At 60.9% G+C, this 20,667-nt stretch carries 18 protein-coding genes; 10 read left to right on the top strand and 8 right to left on the bottom strand.

The features are described from left to right. The first annotated feature begins 72 nt into the window (after positions 1-72). The 7 genes from RHM69_RS16345 to gdhA all read left to right on the top strand — a co-directional run bounded on the left by RHM69_RS16345 (position 73) and on the right by gdhA (position 8,137). Positions 73-1,266, top strand: a complete 1,194-nt coding sequence (locus RHM69_RS16345; protein ID WP_032904170.1) for an MFS transporter — start codon at positions 73-75, stop codon at positions 1,264-1,266. Between the two features lie 34 nt (positions 1,267-1,300). Then, positions 1,301-2,125 carry a hypothetical protein gene (locus RHM69_RS16340; RefSeq protein WP_044483466.1) on the top strand — a complete coding sequence of 275 codons (825 nt, stop codon included), beginning with the start codon at positions 1,301-1,303 and terminating at the stop codon, positions 2,123-2,125. A 32-nt stretch (positions 2,126-2,157) separates the two neighbouring features. Further along, positions 2,158-3,375, top strand: a complete 1,218-nt coding sequence (locus tag RHM69_RS16335; protein WP_108538265.1) for an MFS transporter — start codon at positions 2,158-2,160, stop codon at positions 3,373-3,375. 39 nt (positions 3,376-3,414) lie between these two features. After that, the gene (locus RHM69_RS16330; RefSeq protein ID WP_200600552.1) at positions 3,415-4,644 is read left to right on the top strand and encodes a pyridoxal phosphate-dependent aminotransferase; all 1,230 of its coding nucleotides are present in this window, start codon (positions 3,415-3,417) and stop codon (positions 4,642-4,644) included. A gap of 24 nt (positions 4,645-4,668) precedes the next feature. After that, positions 4,669-5,514, top strand: a complete 846-nt coding sequence (locus RHM69_RS16325) for a hypothetical protein (RefSeq protein ID WP_073452133.1) — start codon at positions 4,669-4,671, stop codon at positions 5,512-5,514. A gap of 48 nt (positions 5,515-5,562) precedes the next feature. After that, positions 5,563-6,453: a phosphoenolpyruvate mutase gene (gene aepX / locus RHM69_RS16320; RefSeq protein WP_034126960.1), complete on the top strand. Its 891-nt coding sequence runs from the start codon at positions 5,563-5,565 to the stop codon at positions 6,451-6,453. A 346-nt stretch (positions 6,454-6,799) separates the two neighbouring features. Further along, positions 6,800-8,137: an NADP-specific glutamate dehydrogenase gene (gdhA, locus tag RHM69_RS16315; RefSeq protein ID WP_198833189.1), complete on the top strand. Its 1,338-nt coding sequence runs from the start codon at positions 6,800-6,802 to the stop codon at positions 8,135-8,137. Here gdhA and RHM69_RS16310 read toward each other — a convergent pair. From RHM69_RS16310 to RHM69_RS16295, 4 genes are all read right to left on the bottom strand, one after another. Continuing rightward, positions 8,134-8,631: a GreA/GreB family elongation factor gene (locus RHM69_RS16310; protein ID WP_014720002.1), complete on the bottom strand. Its 498-nt coding sequence runs from the start codon at positions 8,629-8,631 to the stop codon at positions 8,134-8,136. The two genes, gdhA and RHM69_RS16310, sit on opposite strands and share 4 nt — an antisense overlap. A gap of 153 nt (positions 8,632-8,784) precedes the next feature. Continuing rightward, positions 8,785-9,141 carry a hypothetical protein gene (locus RHM69_RS16305; protein ID WP_019818009.1) on the bottom strand — a complete coding sequence of 119 codons (357 nt, stop codon included), beginning with the start codon at positions 9,139-9,141 and terminating at the stop codon, positions 8,785-8,787. Positions 9,142-9,338: 197 nt separating this feature from the next. Then, entirely contained in the window at positions 9,339-11,192 is a 1,854-nt protein-coding gene (locus RHM69_RS16300; protein WP_072448318.1) for a DUF4105 domain-containing protein, read from the bottom strand. 92 nt (positions 11,193-11,284) lie between these two features. Further along, complete coding sequence (locus RHM69_RS16295; RefSeq protein ID WP_003194274.1) at positions 11,285-11,773, bottom strand: DUF3015 domain-containing protein; 489 nt, start codon at positions 11,771-11,773, stop codon at positions 11,285-11,287. A gap of 263 nt (positions 11,774-12,036) precedes the next feature. On the opposite strand from RHM69_RS16295, the gene RHM69_RS16290 reads away from it, so the two are divergent. Together RHM69_RS16290 and RHM69_RS16285 are read left to right on the top strand one after the other, a co-directional pair. Beyond that, positions 12,037-14,475 (top strand): Lon protease family protein, encoded by a 2,439-nt coding sequence (locus tag RHM69_RS16290; RefSeq protein ID WP_200600907.1) that lies wholly within the window; start codon positions 12,037-12,039, stop codon positions 14,473-14,475. Between the two features lie 314 nt (positions 14,476-14,789). Continuing rightward, a complete protein-coding gene (locus RHM69_RS16285; RefSeq protein WP_003194269.1) occupies positions 14,790-15,107 on the top strand; it encodes a hypothetical protein in 318 nt (105 codons plus the stop codon). 59 nt (positions 15,108-15,166) lie between these two features. Here RHM69_RS16285 and RHM69_RS16280 read toward each other — a convergent pair whose 3' ends face one another. Next, a complete protein-coding gene (locus RHM69_RS16280) occupies positions 15,167-16,990 on the bottom strand; it encodes a hypothetical protein (protein ID WP_200600906.1) in 1,824 nt (607 codons plus the stop codon). 162 nt (positions 16,991-17,152) lie between these two features. Here RHM69_RS16280 and RHM69_RS16275 point away from each other — a divergent pair, with 162 nt between their 5' ends. Next, entirely contained in the window at positions 17,153-17,641 is a 489-nt protein-coding gene (locus RHM69_RS16275) for a TIGR00645 family protein (RefSeq protein WP_014719996.1), read from the top strand. Positions 17,642-17,656: 15 nt separating this feature from the next. Here the strand turns inward: RHM69_RS16275 and RHM69_RS16270 are convergent, their stop codons facing one another. The 3 genes from RHM69_RS16270 to RHM69_RS16260 all read right to left on the bottom strand — a co-directional run bounded on the left by RHM69_RS16270 (position 17,657) and on the right by RHM69_RS16260 (position 20,593). Next, the gene (locus RHM69_RS16270) at positions 17,657-19,090 is read right to left on the bottom strand and encodes an ArnT family glycosyltransferase (protein WP_200600905.1); all 1,434 of its coding nucleotides are present in this window, start codon (positions 19,088-19,090) and stop codon (positions 17,657-17,659) included. Positions 19,091-19,206: 116 nt separating this feature from the next. Beyond that, positions 19,207-20,232 (bottom strand): hypothetical protein, encoded by a 1,026-nt coding sequence (locus tag RHM69_RS16265; protein ID WP_200600904.1) that lies wholly within the window; start codon positions 20,230-20,232, stop codon positions 19,207-19,209. A 106-nt stretch (positions 20,233-20,338) separates the two neighbouring features. After that, positions 20,339-20,593, bottom strand: coding sequence for a DUF6124 family protein (locus RHM69_RS16260; protein ID WP_060764095.1), 255 nt, complete (start codon positions 20,591-20,593; stop codon positions 20,339-20,341). Between the last annotated feature and the right edge of the window lie 74 nt (positions 20,594-20,667).

Genomic DNA, 20,667 nt, shown 5'->3' with positions numbered 1-20,667 from the left:
TCCGAATTCGGTATTGGTGTTCCCTGCGCTGGGTATTCTATAAACATCCTCGACTATAAGACGAGAGGCCACATGAACCCGCGCATGCATCACGCCCGCTTCGCCGTGTTCCTGTGTGGCTGTGCGGCGTTTCTGAATCTTTATGCGACACAGAGCATCCTGCCTGCGTTTGCCGAAAGCTTCCAGGTGAGTGCCCGACAGGCAGGGTGGAGCATCACGGTGACCACGTTGGCCGTGGCGTTGACCGCGCCGTTTGTCGGGCGCCTGACCGGCCGTTTCGAGCAGCGCACGGTGATTGCCGTGGCTGCATTGCTGCTGGCGCTACCGACGCTGCTGACGGCCTATGTGGACAGTTTTGCCGAGCTGCTGGTGTGGCGTTTTGTCGAAGGGATGTTGATTCCCGTGGTGTTCGCCACCAGCGTGGCCTACATCGGCGATCGCTGGCGCGCGGCCAGCGTTACCGAGATCACCAGTTTGTACGTCGCGGGGACGGTGCTCGGTGGGTTTGCCGGGCGCTTTGTCTCGGGTGTCATGACCCAATATGTGGGCTGGCGCGAAGCCTTCGAACTGTTGGCGGTGATCAGCCTGCTGGTCGGCCTGCTGATTGTGTGGCTGTTGCCGGCCAATCCAGTGGCGCGGCCCGGCGTTGCGGCCGTGGGCATGCACGGGGTGCGCCGGCTCCTGCGCAAACCCTTGCTGGCGGCCTATGGCGTCGGTTTCTGCGTGCTGTTCTCCCAAGTCGCAACCTTTACCTATGCCGGGCTGTATCTCAGCCAGGCCCCGTTCAACCTGGGCGCTGCAGCCTTGGGCACTTTGTATGCGGTGTTCCTGCTGGCGCTGGTGGTCATTCCTGTTGCGGGGCGCTTGAGCAAATCGCGACCACAATCGCAGTTACTGACCGGCGCTGTGGCGCTCGGCATCTGTGGCTCGGCGCTGACATTGTTGCCGTCCCTGTGGCTGATCGTGCTGGGGCTGGCCCTGAGTTCGACCGGCGTATTCCTGGCACAGGCATCCGCCAATGCGTATATCGCCACCACGGCAGGCCCGGACAAGTCCGGCGCCGTGGGGCTGTACCTGACCGGCTATTACCTGGGCGGCAGCGCCGGCGCCGTGGCCCCGGCCATGCTTTGGAATCAATGGGGCTGGCCGGGCTGCGTGGCGTTGGTCGCAGGTTTTCAGCTGTTGTCGCTGGCGATTGCCCTGCTGGGCTGGAAACCGGTAAAGCCCCAGGCCCTGATCGCCGGACAGCGGGGCAAACCAGCCTGATTTTTCATCCAATAAAGGACTATGAGAGGTGAACATGACTAACACCGTGATCAAGCGTAGCCAGTTGTTGAAGCTCATCGAACCGGTATTGAACGACATGCCGGCCGGTGCCTTGCGTCACGCGCTGTTCGAAGCCTTCTGGGCTCAGGAAGACGCGCTGGTGGATATCGAAGACGCTTTTGCGCGACTCACCTCGCGTCGGCATTCGCCGGCGGTACTGCGCAAGTTCTTCGCCAGTTGGTCCAAGACCAATAATTCGGCAGCCAGTGTGTCCGGCCTGGCCAACCGCATTACCTTGCTGGCGCGCTCCGATGAAGGCTCCGCCGCCGCCGCGCAGTTGTACCGCGCCTGCGGCAGCCTGCAACGCATCACCGATGAAGATCTGGGCGCGTTGGGCAACACCTTGCACGCAGACCTGTTCTACACCATGGCCACCGCGCTGTGCGGCGATGACCAGTGGATATTGAAGGACAATTGCCTGCCCTCGGCACAGGCGTTCAAGGACTGGACCGACACCCGCCGCCTGCGTGATCGCGACCTGCTGCAGGGGTTGCTGACCACGTTGATCCACGAGGTGTACACCCATGGCGAAGTGGAATTCATCCACCCGTTGTACTCGCAGTGGTTCGTGCGGGACATGGGCGTGCCGCCGGAGAAATCCCGGGCGACGGTGGCCTGGGTCACGGTGCACACCGGCGGTACTGAGAGCAACCATTTCGCCCATGCGGTGGCGGCGGTGAATGAGTTCACCACTGCCATGCAGATTGAAGTGGACCCCGCCACGGCACGCGAGATTTTTGCCCAATACCTGCAGCGTAAAGCCAGTGTGATGAGCGACTGTGCGCAGTTGCTGGGTTAACCCGGCGTTTTGCCTGAGAGCCTCTGACCCAGATGAACACCCTGAAGCAGACCGCAACGCCATCGTTGTCGCCGCCTGACCCGGTCAGCGTGCGTCGCCGCGCTCTGGTGGCCGGCTGCGGCGCGCATGCCGTGCACGACGGGCTGACCGATGTGATTTATGTGCTGTTGCCGATCTGGCAAGCGCAGTTCGGCCTCAGCTACGCCCAGATCGGCCTGTTGCGCGGTGCCTATGCGGGCATGATGGCCGGTTTTCAGTTACTGGCCAGCCGGGCTGCCGCGCGCTGGGGGCGTGAACGCTTGCTGGTAGGTGGCACGGCGTTGGCGGGCCTGGCCTACCTGCTGGCCGGCCAGGCCGGTGGGCTGGGCGTGTTGTTATTGGCGCTGCTGCTGGGCGGGCTCGGCGCGAGTACGCAGCACCCGCTGGCCTCGTCGTTGATCACCGATACGCACGAGGCCGGCGGGGGCGTCAAACAAGCGCTGTCGCAGTACAACTTCAGCGGCGATATCGGCAAGACCCTGATCCCGGGGCTGATCGGCCTGTTGCTGGCGGTCATCAGTTGGCGCGCCAGTGTCACCCTGCTGGGTGTACTCGGGCTGCTGGCGGCAGGCCTGTTGTGGTGGCTGATCCCGGCACGCACCGAGGCGACGGCGGCGCCGCTGAAAGCCACCCGTACGGGCGGCGGCGCCGGCTCTGCGAGCGGCCTGCGTGCGCTGATCGTGACCGGCACGCTGGACAGCGCCGTGCGCATGGGTTTCCTCACGTTTCTGCCGTTTTTGCTCAAGGCCAAGGGCGCCGGGCCTGCGGGCATCGGCCTGGCGCTGACCATGCTGTTCGTGGGGGGCGCCTTCGGCAAATTGTTGTGCGGTTACCTCGGTGCGCGCATCGGCATGATGAAAACGGTATGGGCCACGGAGTTCACCACGGCCGTGTTGATCGTCATGGCGGTGTACTTGCCCTACGCCGGCTTGATGGTGATGTTGCCGCTGCTGGGGCTGGCGCTGAACGGCACGTCGTCGGTGCTGTACGGCGCAGTCCCGGACCTGGCAGGGCCGGGCAGGCGCGACCAGGCGTTCGCCGTGTTCTACACCGGCACCATCGGTGGCGGCGCCTTGGCGCCGGTGCTGTTCGGCAGCCTTGGGGATGCCACCGGTGTGCCCATGGCCGTCCTGTTGCTGGCCGCCACCCTGTTGCTGACCTTGCCGCTGTCCTGGCGGGTTCAGCAAGGGCTGGAGGCCCAAGCCCGGTAGGGCGAACGAACGTTCCAACGTGTTCTGGCAGGTATAACAATGAATAACAGTGAACCGTCTGCCGTGTCATTGCCGTTGTCCCAGCGTGCGCAACGTCTTAGCGCACCCGGCACATCCAGCATGCGCAGTAAAGCCAATGCCTTGAAAGAAGCCGGCATCAACGTGGTCAACTTTGCCGCTGGCGAATTGTCCTTCGATGCCTGCCCGGTGATGAAAACCGCCGCGGCCGATGCGCTCGCCACTGCCCGCAACCGCTATACGCCGCCCATCGGCCTGCCCCAGCTTCGCCACGCGCTGGCGCAGCAGGTCACTCAGCGCTGCGGGGTGAATTACGCCGCCGATGAAATAGCGGTGACCGCCGGTGCCAAGCAGGCGCTGTATAACGCCGCGATGGTGCTGCTCAATCCGGGGGATGAAGTCATCGTCGCGGTGCCGTACTGGGAAACCTTCCCCACCCAGATCCAACTGGCCGGTGGCGTTCCCGTCTATGTCGACACGGCTGCGGATGACTATCGCCTCACCTGCGCAGCGGTCCAGAAGGCCCTGACCCCGCGCACCCGGATGATTGTGATCAACACCCCGAACAATCCGACGGGCACGGTTTATCAGCGCGAAGAACTGCTGGGTATTGCCCGGCTCGCCTTCGCACACAGGCTTTGGGTGGTGTTCGACGAGTGTTACCGCAAACTGGTGCGCGCGCCCCATGAACATCACAACATCGTGTCGCTGTTTGCGCCGCTCAAACATCAGACGGTACTGGTCGATTCGTTTTCCAAGAGCCACGCGGTCACCGGCTGGCGGGTAGGGTATGCGTGCGCGCCCGCCCCAGTCATCGCCGCCATGCACAACCTGCAAGGGCATACGACGTCCAACCCCAGCAGCCTGTCCCAATATGCCGCGCTCGGCAGCCTGATGGCGGACGCGCCGCACTTTACCCGCCAGGTCAATGCCTTCCTCGACCAGCAATTGCTCGCGGCCTGCACCTGCCTGGGGCATGTCGACGGCATTCGGTGCGCCCCGCCAGAAGGGGCGTTCTATCTGTTTATCGATGTGTCCCGCAAGTTGGGGGGCCGCTACCTGGGCACCGTTATTCGTGACGTCGACCACTTGGCCGATCTGTTATTGACCGAGGCCCATATCGCGGTAGTGCCCGGCTCTGGTTGTGGTGACGGCAACAGCATCCGTATCTCCTACGCCGTTGAGCGTGAAGCGCTGATTGAGGGCCTCACACGCTTTAGTCGTTTCATGTCAGAAATCGTTGCGCATTAACCCCACCTTAAAAGGATATGAGCCGTGGAAAATCTGAGCCGCCAATTGATCGGGTACGTGAACCAGGCGCTGGTGGATGTCGAGGACGGACATCTGGCCCAGGCCCTGCTCAGCGGTTTCAACAGTCAAACCGCCGCGCTGGACACGTACTGCGAGACCTATGTCGACATGACCTCCAGTAATTGGAGCGAGTCGTCACTGTGTACGTTCTTCTGTGGCTGGCGTAGCCCGGACGGCGCCGCCCATGCCGTCTCGAGCGTCATCGTGCGCATCCTCCAGGAGTCGGCATCGTTGACGGATGACGCCCGGTTGAAAATGCTCGAAGCGGCGGCCCATTGTGGGGAGATCATTGTCGAGGACATCGGGCTGGGTGAAATGCATGGGCATCCGCACCATTCCAAGCTGTATTACCGCATGGCTTCGGCCATCTGCGGCTCCGATGATTGGCGCCTGCAAGACAAATTCCTCAACCCGATTACCAAAGAGTTCTCCGGTTGGGTGGGGAAAAAACGCCCATTGGCGCCGCAACTCATCGAAGCGCTGGAAATGATGGCCATGACGGAGTTGTTCAATACCGGCGAATACAACCTGATGACCCCGCTATGGAAGCAGTGGTTGCGCGATGTACGGGGCTACAGCGCCGGTGAGGCCAGCCGCGTCGCAAGTTTTCTCAGCGTGCATTGCGGCAGCGTGGAAGCACGCCACTTCAAGCATGCCGCTGAGGCGTTGCGGCTGTATGCCAGCGCCACCGGGCAGGCCGTGGATTACGCGCGTATCGCACGGCTCTCCAGGGAGTACGTGGCCAGGGCCTGCGAACATCTGCAAAAGATGGCGTCGGTGCTCAAGTGCGAACAGCCCGCCTGGGATTGAGGCTGTCCGATAACCCTTGTTGTGCCGCTGATAAGGAGCCTGAACCCTATGATGGATACCGAAGCGCGCCGACGGCCTCTGTCGGCGCTGTTGGATAGCAACCGTTGCCTGCGTGTACTCGAAGCCCATAGCCCGATATCGGCGTTGCTCGCGCAGCGCGCCAGGCTGGAAATCAGCCCCGGGCATACGGTGGGGTACGACGCCATCTGGTCGAGTTCGCTGACCGACTCGACCCAGCGCGGGTTACCCGACATCGAAATCCTTTCGCCCAGTAACCGATTGCCGGGGATTCGCGAAATATTCGATGTGTGCTCGCTGCCGCTGATATTCGATGCCGATACCGGCGGTAAGGCCGAACATTTCGCGATTCATATCAAGATGCTGGAGCGCGCAGGCGTCTCGGCGGTGGTGATCGAAGACAAATGCGGCCTGAAGAAGAATTCACTCTTGGGCATCGAGGTCGACCAGGCGCAGGAGTCCATCGAGGCCTTTTGCGCCAAGCTCCAGGCCGGGTGCACGAGTCGCACCGGCTCAGGGCTGATGATGATTGCCCGGTGTGAAAGCTTGATCCTGGATCGCGGCATGGAAGAGGCGATGGCGCGGTGCCTGGCGTATGTCGAGGCGGGGGCGGATGGCATCATGATCCACAGCCGCAAGCAGGATGGCCTGGAAATCCTGGAATTCGCCCGGCAGTTTCGCCTGCAGCGGCCCAGAGTACCGCTGATTTGCGTGCCGACCAGCTATGTTCACCTGAAGTTCGAGGTGCTGGAGCGAGCAGGTTTCAACGCGGTGATTTATGCCAATCACATGTTGCGCAGTGCCTACCTGGCCATGCGCGATACTGCCGTCGGCATACTCGCCAATGGCAGGACGCTGGAACTGGAGCCACGTTGCCTGGGCATCGACGAGATACTCGACCTGGTGCCCGGTACGCGCTAGAGACATGCGCGGGTCTGTGGGTAAATGCTGTGCGGGCTTGCTCGCGAAAGCGGTGGGTCAGTCGCTGCATCTGTAACTGCACCGCCGCTATCGCAGGCAAGCCAGCTCCCACATGACCGGTGTACTCGATCCAATGTGGGAGCTGGCTTGCCTGCGATAACGGCCTACCTGTTGGTGCAAAACTCAGAGTGAAATCCCCATTTAAGGGCAAAAGAAGGCAGTTATTTATACTTATTGCACCATTTGATTTCACAAAGGCGACATTTTGCCCTGTCACGGTGCGAAACGAATTGATAAAGTCCGGCTCAATCTCCGTTTAACAACAATCAATTTGCCGAGACTGTTCATGACCGAATCCGTCGATTCCTTCCTTGCCCGCCTCAAGAAACGCGACCCGGACCAACCGGAATTCCACCAGGCTGTAGAAGAAGTCCTACGCAGCCTGTGGCCCTTTCTTGAAGCCAACCCCCGTTATCTGACCTCGGGCATTCTGGAACGCATTTGCGAGCCAGAGCGCGCGATCACGTTCCGGGTGTCGTGGGTGGATGACCACGGCAAGGTCCAGGTCAATCGCGGTTTCCGTATCCAGATGAACAGCGCCATTGGGCCCTACAAAGGTGGCTTGCGCTTCCACCCTTCGGTCAACCTGGGTGTGCTGAAATTCCTCGCCTTCGAACAGACCTTCAAGAACTCCCTGACCTCGCTGCCCATGGGCGGCGGCAAAGGCGGCTCGGACTTCGACCCCAAGGGCAAGAGCGACGCCGAAGTGATGCGCTTCTGCCAGGCGTTCATGAGCGAGCTGTACCGCCACATTGGTGCGGACGTGGACGTACCGGCCGGCGATATCGGCGTGGGCGCACGGGAAATCGGCTTCCTGTTCGGCCAGTACAAACGCCTGAGCAATCAATTCACCTCAGTGCTGACCGGCAAGGGCATGACCTATGGCGGTAGCCTGATCCGCCCTGAAGCCACCGGTTTCGGCTGTGTGTATTTCGCCGAGGAAATGCTCAAGCGCCAAGGCCAGCGCGTCGAAGGCAAGCGTGTGGCCGTGTCCGGCTCCGGTAACGTGGCGCAATACGCGGCGCGCAAGGTCATGGACCTGGGCGGCAAGGTGATTTCCCTGTCGGACTCCGAAGGCACTCTGTACGCCGAAAGTGGTTTGACCGAAGAACAATGGTCGGCCCTGCTGGAACTGAAAAACGTACAGCGCGGGCGTATCAGTGAACTGGCCACACGTTTCGGCCTGGAGTTCCGCAAAGGCCAAGCGCCGTGGGAACTGGCCTGCGATATCGCACTACCTTGCGCCACCCAGAACGAACTCGACGCCGAAGCAGCGCGTACCTTGCTGCGCAACGGTTGCCTCTGCGTGGCCGAAGGCGCGAACATGCCGACCACGTTGGAGGCTGTGGATATCTTTATCGACGCGGGCATTCTGTTTGCACCGGGCAAGGCGTCCAATGCCGGTGGTGTGGCGGTGAGCGGTCTGGAAATGTCGCAGAACGCCATGCGCCTGCTGTGGACCGCCGGGGAAGTGGACAGCAAGCTGCACAACATCATGCAGTCGATCCACCATGCCTGTGTGCATTACGGTGAAGAAAACGGCCGTATCAACTACGTCAAGGGCGCCAACATCGCAGGCTTCGTGAAAGTGGCTGACGCGATGCTGGCCCAAGGCATCGTTTAAATCTCGGGTTCGACGCGTAACACTTCGATCAACTGATCGCCGACGGGGCGCTGCCACAGCACCTCGTCGCCCACCTGGGCGCCCAACAAAGCACGGCCCAGGGGCGAGCCCCAGTTGATCAAGCCTGCGTTGGCATCGGCCTGGTCTTCACCGACCAACTGGATGCGCTGCTGTTCGTCCTGTTCGTTGGCGAACGTGACCCAACTGCCGATCTGCACCTTGTCGGTGGACGTGGCCGGCGCGACTACCTGGGCACTCTGCACTCGTTGGTTGAAGTAGCGCAGGTCCCGCTCAAGATCCGCCTGGCGCTGTTTATCGGCCTGCTCACCCTTGGCGGCTTCGTCGCTGTGCTCCCCTTGCAACTGCGCCACCTTGGCCTGCAATTGCGCCAACCCTTGCGCGGTCAGGCGGTTAGGTTGCGCGCTGACCTGGCGCTCCACCGGCTGATCAGCCTGGGCCGCCGCGTTATCTTCATTTACAAAAGCTCGGCTCATGGCGTTCTCCTTCCTATGGAAGTTGGGCCACGTTCGCGGGCTGATCGTTCCCACGCTCCGCGTGGGAATGCATCCTGTGACGCTCCGCGTCACGACCTCGCGAGCGGACGCGGAGCGTCCAGGGCGGCATTCCCACGCGGAGCGTGGGAACGATCAGCGTGAGCGATAGGCTTTGGCGGCGTCACGATCTTTTTCCTGCTGCCAATCGCGCTCGCGGTCGTCCCTGCGGTTTTCCTCGTAATCGCGCAGTTCCTGGCTCTCGCGCATGGCCTTGCACTGACGAAACCCATCTTCCCAACCTTCGGCGTATGGCCGGTCTTTCAGATAGCGCGGCACATTCTTGCGAAACGCCCCCGTAATCACCCCAGCGGCCTGGCGACCGCTGCTGCAACCGTCATCAAAACCATCGGCGAAGGCGGGTGGATAACCTTTGGCCAGCAATTCCTGATGGGTTGACTGGCAACCCGACAACCCCACCACCGCGCACAGCATGACCGCATACCGCCACATGGCGTACTCCCTGGCCGTTTTACGGCTGATAAGGGAAGTCTAGAAGGGGATTTGTTGGGGCGGTGTGAAAGGCAGGTCAGAAAGTTGTGGGCCGAGTATAAAACCTGTGGGAGCTGGCTTGCCTGCGATGGCGGTGCGTCAGTCACTTAAACCTTGGCTGATATACCGTATATCGCGAGCAAGCCCGCACTCATTAATCAGTAGTGGTACCACTTCAGCTCAAGCATCACTTCATTCACTGGCGTGGACAGGTGGCTGTACTCACGCTGGGCACTCAGGCGCAGGCCCAGGTTGCGCGACAGTTCCCATTGCTGGTTGAGGCTGATGCTGCGCCGCACTTCGCCATTGGTGAAGAAATCCCCCTTGGCTTCCAGGCTCAGATTGCCCAACGGGTTTTTCCACAGCACGCCGGTGTTGAACCCTGCCGCCGGGGAGATGGCTTCGCTGAAGTCGTTGTTGTGCTCCACGCGCACGGTGCCGAGGGCGAAGCCGAGCATGTCGTCGGAGAGTTGCCAGGTGCCGCCCGCGCCGCCGTTGACGTGGGCGACCAGGGTTTCGTCGTCGTGTTTGCCCGGCACCCGCTCCAGGCCGCCGGTAACTTGCCACGACCAAGGTTGCAGCAGCGCATTGCGTGGCGTCAGCGAGCGGATGGTGGCCAGGTCCAGTTGCTGGAGCTGCCAGTGATTGCCTTCGTACTGGCGCAGTTTCATTTGCAGGATTTCGATCTGCGCGCCCAGGGGGAAGCCTTCGGCGTTGTCGTTGAGGTCGTGGTAGGCCATGCGCAGGCCGTATTCGCCGAAGGCTTTGTCGCCGCGGGTGCCGATGCCGGCTTGCCAGGTGCGCGACTCGTGGCCGTTTTCCGGCAGGCCAGGCGGGGTGATTTTCAGGTCTGGTGCCGGGTTCTGGTTGATCGCGCGCAGCAGTTCGAAGCTGCGCTGGGAGCGTGTCGCGTCGCGCTCCAGGCCATTGGCGCGGTAGCGGCCCAGGCGGTAAGCAGCATCCACGATCAGTGCCTGGCGCTCGCGGGGCAGTGCTTTGAATGCCGGTTCCTGCAGTTGCTTTTGGTCGTCGCTGATTTTCAGCACCCACTGTTGCTCATCGCTATCGAGTGGCTTGGCGCGTTCCAGCAGTTCACGTTCACGGGAGGGGCGATAGTCGATCTTCTCCACCAGCCCTGCATCTTTTACCGCTTTGACCGTGTCGGTAGGGATCGCGGTGAGTGGGAATTGCTCAGTCAAACGCAGGCCAGGGCGGGCCACTTGCAGCAGTTCGAGCAGGCGGTAGGAGCAGTTTTCGTCGAAGAAGAAGTAATCGAACTGGATCTGCTTGAGCTCCCACACGTGCTCGACCATACGCTTGGTCTCGACCTCGGTGAGATTCAAGCGGTATTCCCACAAATCGCGGTTTTCGAGGCTGCGGTATTCCGAGAGTTTCTCCTGATAGGGCACCAGGGCGAACAGGCCCGGATAACCGCCCATCAAGCCCTTCCAGGCATAGAGGATGCTGTTGTCGGAGCCTTCGATATAGGCGCCGAAGTTGATCGCATAGCTGAGCAGCGCGGTGTTGTTGCTTTGCACGTCGGCCTGGTCGATGCGCAGCAGGGTGTGGCCGAACATCGACGACGGGCTGTTGAGGTAGGCCGCCGGGAAGATCATCACTGCGCTATGGGGCGCGACGTCCTTGAACCATTGGGTGAACTCTTTGCACTCCAGGGCGGGCAGGTCGTTCAGTTGCAACTGCGCCTTGAGCCAGCGTGTACGGGCGGGGTAAACGCACTGGGCGTGCTTTTCACCCAGGCTGGCCGGTGCATACAGCGCATCAACGGTCGCCTTGAGTTCGGCGTCCGGATGGTGTGCGCCATCGGGAGCGAGGAAGAATTTCTTGTCGCTGACGTAGCTGCGCCAGCCACTGACTTTGCCGGCTTCGTAGTGCCCCAGCGACAGCCAGAACGGATCATTGGCCAGTTGCTGCAAACGTTGATCGTCGAGGTGCGGTGCCGCATGCAGCGGGGCGCAGGCGAAGAGAGCCAGGCAAGCGAGGCGTTTGAGCATGGAGGCTACTTAAGTCGGACGGAAAAAAAGACCCAAGGTGGGCGGGTCGAAAAAATAAAACCCGCGCCTCGAAAGGCGCGGGCAGGTCGAGCTTAAGCCTGGGTTGCGTATTTCGCCAGACGGGCATCGCTTTTCAGTACGGCAATGGTGTTGTTGTGCACGTCGTCAGCGGTCACGTCAGCCTTGCTGAAGATCTGCTGGAAGTGCTCGTGGGTCACGGCCGCGAAGTGATCGCGATCTTCCGGCGCAACACCCAGTACCACCGCGTAGGTGGTCAGCGCTTCGCCGTTGCCTTTGGCCATGTCTTCGGACAGCTCGTTCATCATGCCATTCATGGCAATCCAGGACTTGCCGCCGTAGGTCAGGGCGCTGTTGGTGCTGCAACCGTTGGTGCCCGAGGTCATGCCGAAGGTGGCGTTACCCGAAGTACCGTTGGTGGTGGAGGCGAGGAAGTGGGCCGGAGTACCGCGCTGGCCTTCGAACAACATGTTGCCCCAACCGCAGTTCGGGCCACCTGGTGCTTCTGCCATTGCATTGAGGGAGACGACGGTGAAGAGAGTACCAAGAAGGATCCGTTTCATAGCTTTGTTCTCTTTGTGTGCAAACCAATGGACAAGGGTTCAGGTGCTCAACGCACCCTAGGGGCCAGTTATTAGTCCAACCCGCGCAGTTTGGAGTTTAGGCACGTTCCCAGGGTTCCGTGTTTTTTTATAAACATTCAGTGGCGGGCGATTTTTTTGCAGGACGCATGCGATGGCTATGCTTTCCCGAAAGCGCGCCTTGCCAGAGCGCTCAACCGGGAGCCAGAATGCCCCATCTGCCCCGCCTGATGTAAGGAAGCCCGATGTCTGATCCTGTTGCTGCCAGCTTGCGTCTAGCGCCCGAAGCGCTGACTCGCCCTTTCTCCGCTGAACAGTTCAGCTTCTCGACCACCAATGATTTGGAGCCCTTTCGCGGTGTGCTTGGCCAGGAACGTGCGGTTGAAGCCTTGCAGTTCGGCGTGGCCATGCCACGCCCCGGTTACAACGTGTTTGTCATGGGCGAGCCGGGCACCGGCCGCTTTTCGTTCGTCAAACGCTACCTCAAAGCCGAAGGCAAGCGCCTGCAAACCCCGGCGGACTGGGTTTATGTGAATAATTTCGATGAGCCCCGCGAGCCTCGTGCCCTGGAATTGCCGGGTGGCGCCGCCGCGGCGTTTATCGCCGATATCAACGGCCTGGTCGACAACCTGGTCGCCACCTTCCCGGCGGTGTTCGAGCACCCGACTTATCAACAGCGTAAAAGCGCCATCGACCGGGCGTTCAACCAGCGCTACGACAAAGCGCTGGACGTGATCGAGCGCCTGGCCCTGGAAAAAGACGTGGCGCTGTACCGCGACAGCTCCAACATCGCCTTCACGCCGATGCTCGACGGCAAGGCGCTGGATGAAGCCGAGTTTTCGCAACTGCCGGAAGCCGATCGCGAGCGCTTCCACACCGATATCTCCGAGCTGGAAGAGCGCCTCAACGAAGAGCTGGCCAGCCTGCCGCAGTGGAAGCGTGAGTCCAACAACCAGCTGCGCCAGTTCAACGAAGAAACCATCACCCTGGCCCTGCAGCCTTTGCTGGCGCCGTTGTCGGAAAAATACGCAGAAAACGCCGGCGTCTGTGGCTACCTGCAGGCCATGCAGGTGTACCTGCTCAAAACCGTGGTGGAGCAATTGGTGGACGACGCCAAGACCGACGCCCAGGCGCGCAAGCTACTTGAGGAACAATACTGCCCGAGCCTGGTGGTGGGGCACTCGGTCAACGGTGGCGCGCCGGTGGTGTTTGAACCGCACCCGACCTACGACAACCTGTTCGGCCGAATCGAATACAGCACCGACCAGGGCGCGCTCTACACCACCTATCGCCAGTTGCGTCCAGGTGCGTTGCACCGCGCCAACGGCGGTTTCCTGATCCTGGAAGCCGAAAAAATGCTCAGCGAGCCGTTTGTGTGGGATGCGCTCAAGCGCTCCCTGCAATCGCGCAAACTGAAGATGGAATCGCCCCTGGGCGAACTCGGCCGCCTGGCCACCGTGACCCTCAACCCGCAGATGATTCCCTTGCAGGTCAAGGTGATCATCATCGGCTCGCGCCAGTTGTATTACGCCTTGCAGGACGCCGACCCGGACTTCCAGGAGATGTTCCGCGTACTGGTGGACTTCGACGAAGACATCCCCATGGTCGACGAAAGCCTGGAGCAGTTCGCCCAGTTGCTCAAAACCCGTACTTCGGAGGAGGGCATGGCGCCGCTGACCTCGGATGCGGTCGCGCGCCTGGCGACTTACAGCGCACGCCTGGCCGAACATCAGGGCCGTTTGTCGGCGCGTATTGGCGACCTGTTCCAGTTGGTCAGCGAGGCGGACTTTATTCGCCACCTGGCCGGCGACGAAATGACCGATGCCGGGCATATCGAGCGCGCCCTCAAGGCCAAGGCCACGCGCACCGGCCGCGTGTCGGCGCGGATTCTCGACGACATGCTCGCTGGCGTCATCCTGATCGACACCGCCGGCGCGGCTGTGGGCAAGTGCAACGGCTTGACGGTGCTGGAGGTCGGCGACTCGGCATTCGGCGTGCCGGCGCGGATTTCCGCCACGGTATACCCGGGCGGTAGCGGTATTGTCGACATCGAACGCGAAGTTAACCTCGGCCAGCCGATTCACTCCAAGGGCGTGATGATCCTCACCGGTTACCTGGGCAGCCGTTATGCCCAGGAATTCCCGTTGGCCATCTCCGCCAGTATTGCCCTGGAGCAGTCCTACGGGTATGTGGACGGCGACAGTGCGTCCCTGGGCGAGGCGTGCACCTTGATCTCGGCCTTGTCGAAGACGCCGCTCAAGCAATGTTTTGCCATTACCGGCTCGATCAACCAGTTTGGTGAAGTGCAGGCGGTGGGCGGGGTCAACGAGAAGATCGAAGGCTTCTTCCGCCTCTGCGAAGCCCGTGGGTTGACTGGTGAGCAGGGTGCGATCATCCCTCAGGCCAACGTGGCCACGTTGATGCTCGACGAGAAGGTGTTGCAGGCCGTGCGTGCCGGGCAATTCCATATCTATGCGGTGCGCCAGGCGGATGAGGCCTTGAGCCTGCTGGTGGGCGAGGATGCCGGTGAGCCGGACGCCGAGGGGCAGTTCCCGGAAGGCACCGTGAATGCGCGGGTGGTGGAGCGCTTGAGGGCGATTGCCGAGATGATCAGTGAGGAAGATTTGAAGGAGGCGGAAAAGGAGCTGGCGCAGCAGGCGTTGGCCGAAGCCAAGCCGACCTGATTGCTGTCATCACTCGGTCAAGGTGGGAGCTGGCTTGCCTGCGATAGCGGTGTATCAGCCAACTGGGAGGTTGGCTATGAGTCTGTCATCGCAGGCAAGCCAGCTCCCACAGTGGTCCGTGGTGTTTTGGGGCGCGTTTAGCGTGCCACAAAATTGACTCCATTCTCGGGGACCAACGCCCGTTGGTCCCTACAACCTTGGTTTGTCGTGTTTTTCTTCTATTCTCAGACTCAGGGATATCCACAGGAGTCGCAGGATAGAAACAGCCTCGCCTTGCGCTGGGGCTGAACACCGATCTACCGAGGGGCGCCGCCATGTCGCGCAACCTTTGCCTTACTCGCCAGTGCCTGGGCCTGGTTACCCGTATCGAATGCTCCATTCGCCCTCTCGCCGGGGATAACGGGATGTGGACGCTGTTGTTTGCCGCCGGCATGTCGGGCGAGCAGCCTTCCACCGTCAAATCCCAGGGCCCGTTCCATGGGCCCTTCGTGGCAGAACGCATGCTGGGCACCATCGTTGATAGCCTGACCTTGCACGGCTACGAGCAAATGGACGAGCCGCAAATCTGGTGCCTGCACCTGCAGGCTCATCTGCGCCAACTCAATGGCGGCCAGGAGCGGCTAGCCCTCTGAGGATCGTTCCCACGCTCCGCGTGGTAACGCCGCCCCGGACGCTCCGCGTCCACCCAGGGCTATTTGCTCTCAGGCTTGTCCAGCTTCACCTCAAAGCCGTACTGCACGGTGCTGAGGTCGGTGCGCTGGTAACTTTCCAGCGTGGTCGGCTGGCCGTAGAAGTAATGCACGTCAAACATCGCCGTGCCGTATTCCTCGGCGCGGTGGCTGACGCCGAGGATCTCCTTGAGGTAATTGCCGCTGGCATCCTTGGCGTAGAAGCGCCAGCTGTCGGCGGGGAAGTCCTTCTGGTCGACGATCAGCGCGTTGTCCTTGAGCGACAGGCCCTTGGGCAGCTTGGCGGCGTCAATCGTGGCCTTCTCGATGGTGGCCAAAAACAACGGGACCGAGCCCACCACAAACGCCGGGGTTTCCGGGAACAGGTTGAGGTCGTAGGTGAGCGTGCCGCTGACGGCGTTCAGCTCGAAAGCCTCGGTCGGCAGCTCGATAGGCTCGCCGCGCTCGCCCTTGTCGTCGGCGGTGAAGAAGGTGATAGGCGCGTCACTGTTGTTGCGCTCGGCACCGACCAGGTCGTCATTGAAGGTGAACGGGTGGTCGAACACGATTTTTGCGGCACTGGCGTCTTCGGTTGATTGGCTGATGGTGACGCTGTTTTTCAGTTGGTCCTCGGTCATCGAGGCATCTTTGAGCCAACTGGCGGCGCCGTCGTCATACACCGTGACCGGCATTGGCAGGGGCTGTACGGTCTTTTGCAGGCTGTTCCTGTCAAAGCGCATCACCGGCAGGTCCAGGTCTTTACGGGTGAGCGTGGCCTTGGAGAAATCCAGCACATTCACCTGCAGGTTATCGATCAGCCCGTTGAAATACACCTTGGCGTAATGGCTGGTCTGCTGGCGCTCGAAGGCTTTTTGCGCGTCGGTGAGCTGTTGATCGAAGGCATCGGACCACGCGGTCTGTTTTTGCATCTCGGCCAGTTGTTTTTCATAGAACGCCACTTGCGCGGCACTCTCGTTGATCGAGCCTGAGCGGGTCAGAAACTGCCCGGTGCTGTCCCGTGCCTGCACCAGCAGTGGGTTGGGTGACGCATCGCCCACTTCGGCGGCCAGGGGCTGGCTGTTGGTCAGTTCAATCTCGGCGTAGTTCTTTTCCAGCGTCAGCAGGTTGAGGGTGATATTGCCGTCGGTGCGTTTATGGCCCACGTCTTGTTTGGTCAGGTCAAACGTCAGCACCTTGCCCGGGGTGATCACTTCCACCGCGCCCTTGAGGCTGATGGGTTGTGGCTGGCTCTTGTTTTCCGTCTCGATCCCTTCAATAAACGGGTAGGTCACCGTCAGGTCGTCGGGGTTGGTCAGGTTGGAACTGCTGGGGCTCAGTTGGATGCCGGGGTCGGTTTCTGACCATTCCGGCTGGAAGGGAATGACTTTATTGTTGCTCAGGGTGACCGACTGCCATTCCAGGCCATGGGGGAAGGGGAACTGGTCAGGGGCGTTGAAGTTGAACGGGAAGACCGGCTGCAAATCCGTCAGGTAGTCGGAATGCGAGGTTTTGCGCAGCACGAACAGGCCATTGATGTAGGTGTTCACCAGCGCTTGGGGCGTAGGGTAATGCTTGAGCAGGGCCAGGCTGTCTTCGCCGTATTCGGCTTCGATGGGCTTGCTGGCGAGCTTGACGCGCGCACGTTCCAGCAACAACAGCGAGCCGCCCAGGTCCGCAATGGCATCGCGCAGCTTGGAATCCTGGATGCTGTCCAGGGACTGTTCGAACTTCGTGGTTTTCTCTTCGAGGGTCGCCTGCTTCTGCTCTTCTTTGGGGGAGCAGCCGCTGGCCATCAGCAACGCCGCGCACAGGCCGAAAGTGGCCAAAGGGGATCGCACATCCATCATCTGAGTTTTCCTGTCCGACATCATCGAGCCGAGTGAATGGCCTCGACACTAGCAGAAAAATTCTCTTACAGATGCCACTTGGGTCAGTTTTCTCGCGGTGACAGGGGCCGGGTGGCGGCTGGTATACTCGGCGCCATTTTTAGCCAAGCTGTGTGAGATTCAATGGAACGCTTTATCGAAAATACAATGTACGCCTCGCGTTGGCTGCTGGCGCCGATCTACCTGGGCCTGTCCCTGGGCTTGCTGGTCCTGGCGCTGAAATTCTTCCAGGAAATCATTCACGTGATTCCCAACATCTTCACCATGTTGGAAGCCGAAGTGATCCTGCTGCTGCTGTCGTTGATCGACATGGCCCTGGTCGGTGGCTTGCTGGTGATGGTGATGATTTCCGGCTACGAGAACTTCGTGTCGCAGCTGGATATCGACGAGAACAAGGAAAAGCTCAACTGGCTGGGCACCATGGACTCTTCGTCGCTGAAGATGAAAGTGGCGGCCTCCATCGTGGCGATTTCCTCCATCCACCTGCTGCGGATCTTCATGGACGCCAAGAACGTCGATCCACAGCACCTGATGTGGTACGTGATCATCCACATGACGTTCGTGGTCTCGGCGTTTGCCATGGGCTACCTGGACAAACTCACCAAGCATTGATAACCCGCGCCGGCCTTACTGCTCCACGAAGTAGTAAGGCTGGCGGTTGACTGCCATCTGCTTGATCACCGTGACCGGCTCTTTCAGCCGGTCGGTGTGGTCCGTCAACGCCACGTTGCCGGGCTTGGCGCTGAGGAAGGCGCGCAGTTCGGCTTCGGTGTTCAGGATTGGCAAGTAGGCCTGTAGGTAGAACACGCTGGCGCCGTCGATGCGCTCGTTGGGTTGGTACATCGCCACCGTCCTGCCTTCGTCTTGCAGGGTCTGGATCTGGCTGATCACGTGTACGAATGAATGGCGCACATCGGCTTTGGGTGCAAACCAGAACGCTGCGCTCAGGTAGCAGGCGATGGCCAGGGCGAAAACCCCACCGATAATGCGCCGATGAAAACGGTACAGCCCCGGCTTATGGTCCTTGGCCCACTCCAGCAACACCCGCGCATATTCGGCGGCCAGCACCGCAGCGGCTGGCGTCAGCGCCATCAAGTACACCGTGCGTTTGCTGGAAGCCAAGGTCAGCAGAGTGAACTGCGCCACCAGCCACACACTGAAAAACAACCGATAGCGGTTACGCACCAGGCTTTTGCGGAAGTGCCACAGGCCCAGGTACACCAGGATGTTCCAGGGCAGGAAGGCCTCGGGCAGTTTCGCGAGGTAATAGTAGAAAGGTTCGTAATGCCCGGCCTCGACGAACGAACCACTGAAGCGCCCGACGCTATTGGTCCATAACACCTCACCCACCGCCTGCATCCCACCGCGCTGAAACAGAAACCCCAGCCAGATCAGCAGCGGCACCAACGCCAACAGCGTGAACAGCGCCGGCTTGAGCCAATCGCCCAGCCGCAGGCGTTTATCCATCAGGCTGGTGCTGAACAGGTACACGAAAATCACAATGCCCGGCATCGCCAGGCCCAACACACCCTTGCTCAACGTAGCGATGACCATCCCGGCGGTAAACAACGCCCAGGCCCAGGTACTCGAACCTTCGCGCTGGGGCCGTACCGCCTGGTAAAACCCCAGCAGGGCCGCGGTGACACCGAGGCTGAGCAACGAATCCTCACCCACACCCCGCACATTGCCCCAATAACTGGCCATGGTCGCCAGGATCAGCGCAGCGCTGAACGCCAGCGTCTGCGGCCGCCCGAACCGACGCAACATCCCGTACAACAGCATCACACTGAACAACCCGGCAAACGCCGACGCCAGGCGCACCGCCCCGGTGCTGGCGCCAAACAGGCGAATCGCCCCGGCATCCAGCCATAGGCTCAGGGGCGGTTTTTCCAGGAAGGGTTCACGAAACAGGCGCGGCACCACCCAGTCATTGTCCAAGTGCATCGCCATGGCGATCCCGGACACCCGGGCTTCGGTAGAGCCTTGCAGCTCGTGGTTGCCGAGGGCGAAGAAGAACAACAGAGCAGCAAGCAAGAGCAGCAGGGGAGCGGGGCGCGTCATGGAGTCTGGCTACCGAGGCATGAGACCGATCGGGCGACCGGTCATGGGTAGTCAGGGAGTATACGAGCGCGATTCTTAACCTTTGGTGAACGGCCGCGGGGTTTTTCTCCGGCGCGTCAAGGCAGTTTCAAACTGGGCAGTGCCGCTTTGCCTTGTGCGGTCAGCACCGGCTCCAACTGCTCCCAGGTGAAGGGCAAGTCGTTGTCGCAACCGTCACCATTGGCCGGTGTCGAGAGTTGCAGGCCCTGGGTGTTGAAGCTGAGGTGAAAGTTGGAATAATCGGTGATCGCCGGGCAGCCCTCGTCGGTGGTGGTTTGCTTGGCCAGCCAAGTGCTGAAGGCGGCCGGCAGCTTCAAATGGCCGGAATAGGCGTCATGCCATTGCTGATGGCCGCCGAGCCAGGCCCACGGGTCCACACTCTCGCCGGTTTGCAGGTTCCAGGAGTGCAGGCCCCAACTGATGCCCATGGCGCCTTGGCCCGCGGCCCAGCGGTAGAACCGCACGGTGAGAAATTGCGATGACCAATAGGCAGGCTCAACCTCGATCTCACTGGTATAGACCGAACCGTTTCGACCCAGGTATTCACGTCGTTCATAAAAATAGTCGGTTAGATCTTCGTCATTGACGGCCAACGCGGCGAGTTGCTGGTTGATCTTCTGCACCGCCGGGCTATCGCCCTCCAGCTTGAGCGTGACGCGGGGGCCTTGGGTCTTGAGCTGGTAGGTGTGGTTGTGGAAAGTCTTCTTCTCAGTCTTGATTGGCAGCGGCGCAGCTTCCATGGGCGCGTTGTAGGCATCGCTGCCGCAGCCGTCCGTGCCAATGCGGCGCAGGGCCAGTGGCAGCGGCGCACCGCCATCGGTTTTGCTCCAGGCACCCGAAAGGGTATCGGCCTGAGGTTTTTGCAGGGCCCAGAAACCGGTGTTTCCTTCCTCTACCCAGCGGGCGGCGTCGTTGGTCTGAGTCAATTGGATAGGGGTACGAATGCGCTGGTAGTAATAACTGCCATGCTCCCCGTCGGCGCCGTTGAAACAGACGGTGATAGCGGACTTGCCCAAAGTACCTTGCCAAACCCCGGCCAGCTCGGCAGCGGTGACGAATGAAGGGATGAAGGCGAGGGCGATGACGGCGAAGGGCTTGAGCACGGGTATCTGACTTCCGGTTGTCTGATAAAGGCCGTCAGGGTAATGGGAAGTGTGAGGGGATGCCAGCGGGCGAGATGCGGTGAGGCAGCTCGCCCGTTTGCGTGTTTTAGGGTTGTGGCGTCTGGGTAGTGAATGGTTGGGTGTTCAAGACTCGTTCTACCAGTAGCTCACCCAGAACGATCAATTGTTGGGCGCCCAGCAACTTGTGGCGGTGCGCGCCTTCAAGTTCGAAAGCCAGGTCGGTGGTCATGGCGTTGAGGGAGGCGAGGGTTTCGCTGGCTTGGATTAGCAGGGTTTCGGGGTGGATGTTTTCGGCGAGGGTGAAGAGGGTCGTTGGGGGATTGGGGGTGATCTTTTTCATGGCTGAAACTCCTTGATTGATGGAGTCGCCAGACATCGCTGCTAAACGAAAAGGGTGGCGACCGTACGCGGGTT

It is taken from the genome of Pseudomonas sp. CCI1.1, from assembly GCF_034348165.1.
GTDB classification, from domain to species: Bacteria; Pseudomonadota; Gammaproteobacteria; order Pseudomonadales; family Pseudomonadaceae; genus Aquipseudomonas; species Aquipseudomonas paracarnis.
The sequence above is the reverse complement of the archived record's forward strand: the minus strand, read 5'-3'. Positions and strand labels throughout refer to the sequence as shown.

Excerpts from the sequence above, each read along its gene's own strand:
- RHM69_RS16280 (WP_200600906.1), bottom strand. The coding sequence starts at position 16,990 with ATGATGGATGTGCGATCCCCTTTGGCCACTTTCGGCCTGTGCGCGGCG.
- RHM69_RS16275 (WP_014719996.1), top strand. The coding sequence starts at position 17,153 with ATGGAACGCTTTATCGAAAATACAATGTACGCCTCGCGTTGGCTGCTG.
- RHM69_RS16330 (WP_200600552.1), top strand. The coding sequence starts at position 3,415 with ATGAATAACAGTGAACCGTCTGCCGTGTCATTGCCGTTGTCCCAGCGT.
- RHM69_RS16340 (WP_044483466.1), top strand. The coding sequence starts at position 1,301 with ATGACTAACACCGTGATCAAGCGTAGCCAGTTGTTGAAGCTCATCGAA.
- aepX (WP_034126960.1), top strand. The coding sequence starts at position 5,563 with ATGATGGATACCGAAGCGCGCCGACGGCCTCTGTCGGCGCTGTTGGAT.
- RHM69_RS16295 (WP_003194274.1), bottom strand. The coding sequence starts at position 11,773 with ATGAAACGGATCCTTCTTGGTACTCTCTTCACCGTCGTCTCCCTCAAT.
- RHM69_RS16260 (WP_060764095.1), bottom strand. The coding sequence starts at position 20,593 with ATGAAAAAGATCACCCCCAATCCCCCAACGACCCTCTTCACCCTCGCC.
- gdhA (WP_198833189.1), top strand. The coding sequence starts at position 6,800 with ATGACCGAATCCGTCGATTCCTTCCTTGCCCGCCTCAAGAAACGCGAC.
- RHM69_RS16345 (WP_032904170.1), top strand. The coding sequence starts at position 73 with ATGAACCCGCGCATGCATCACGCCCGCTTCGCCGTGTTCCTGTGTGGC.
- RHM69_RS16285 (WP_003194269.1), top strand. The coding sequence starts at position 14,790 with ATGTCGCGCAACCTTTGCCTTACTCGCCAGTGCCTGGGCCTGGTTACC.
- RHM69_RS16305 (WP_019818009.1), bottom strand. The coding sequence starts at position 9,141 with ATGTGGCGGTATGCGGTCATGCTGTGCGCGGTGGTGGGGTTGTCGGGT.
- RHM69_RS16270 (WP_200600905.1), bottom strand. The coding sequence starts at position 19,090 with ATGACGCGCCCCGCTCCCCTGCTGCTCTTGCTTGCTGCTCTGTTGTTC.
- RHM69_RS16310 (WP_014720002.1), bottom strand. The coding sequence starts at position 8,631 with ATGAGCCGAGCTTTTGTAAATGAAGATAACGCGGCGGCCCAGGCTGAT.
- RHM69_RS16290 (WP_200600907.1), top strand. The coding sequence starts at position 12,037 with ATGTCTGATCCTGTTGCTGCCAGCTTGCGTCTAGCGCCCGAAGCGCTG.
- RHM69_RS16335 (WP_108538265.1), top strand. The coding sequence starts at position 2,158 with ATGAACACCCTGAAGCAGACCGCAACGCCATCGTTGTCGCCGCCTGAC.
- RHM69_RS16300 (WP_072448318.1), bottom strand. The coding sequence starts at position 11,192 with ATGCTCAAACGCCTCGCTTGCCTGGCTCTCTTCGCCTGCGCCCCGCTG.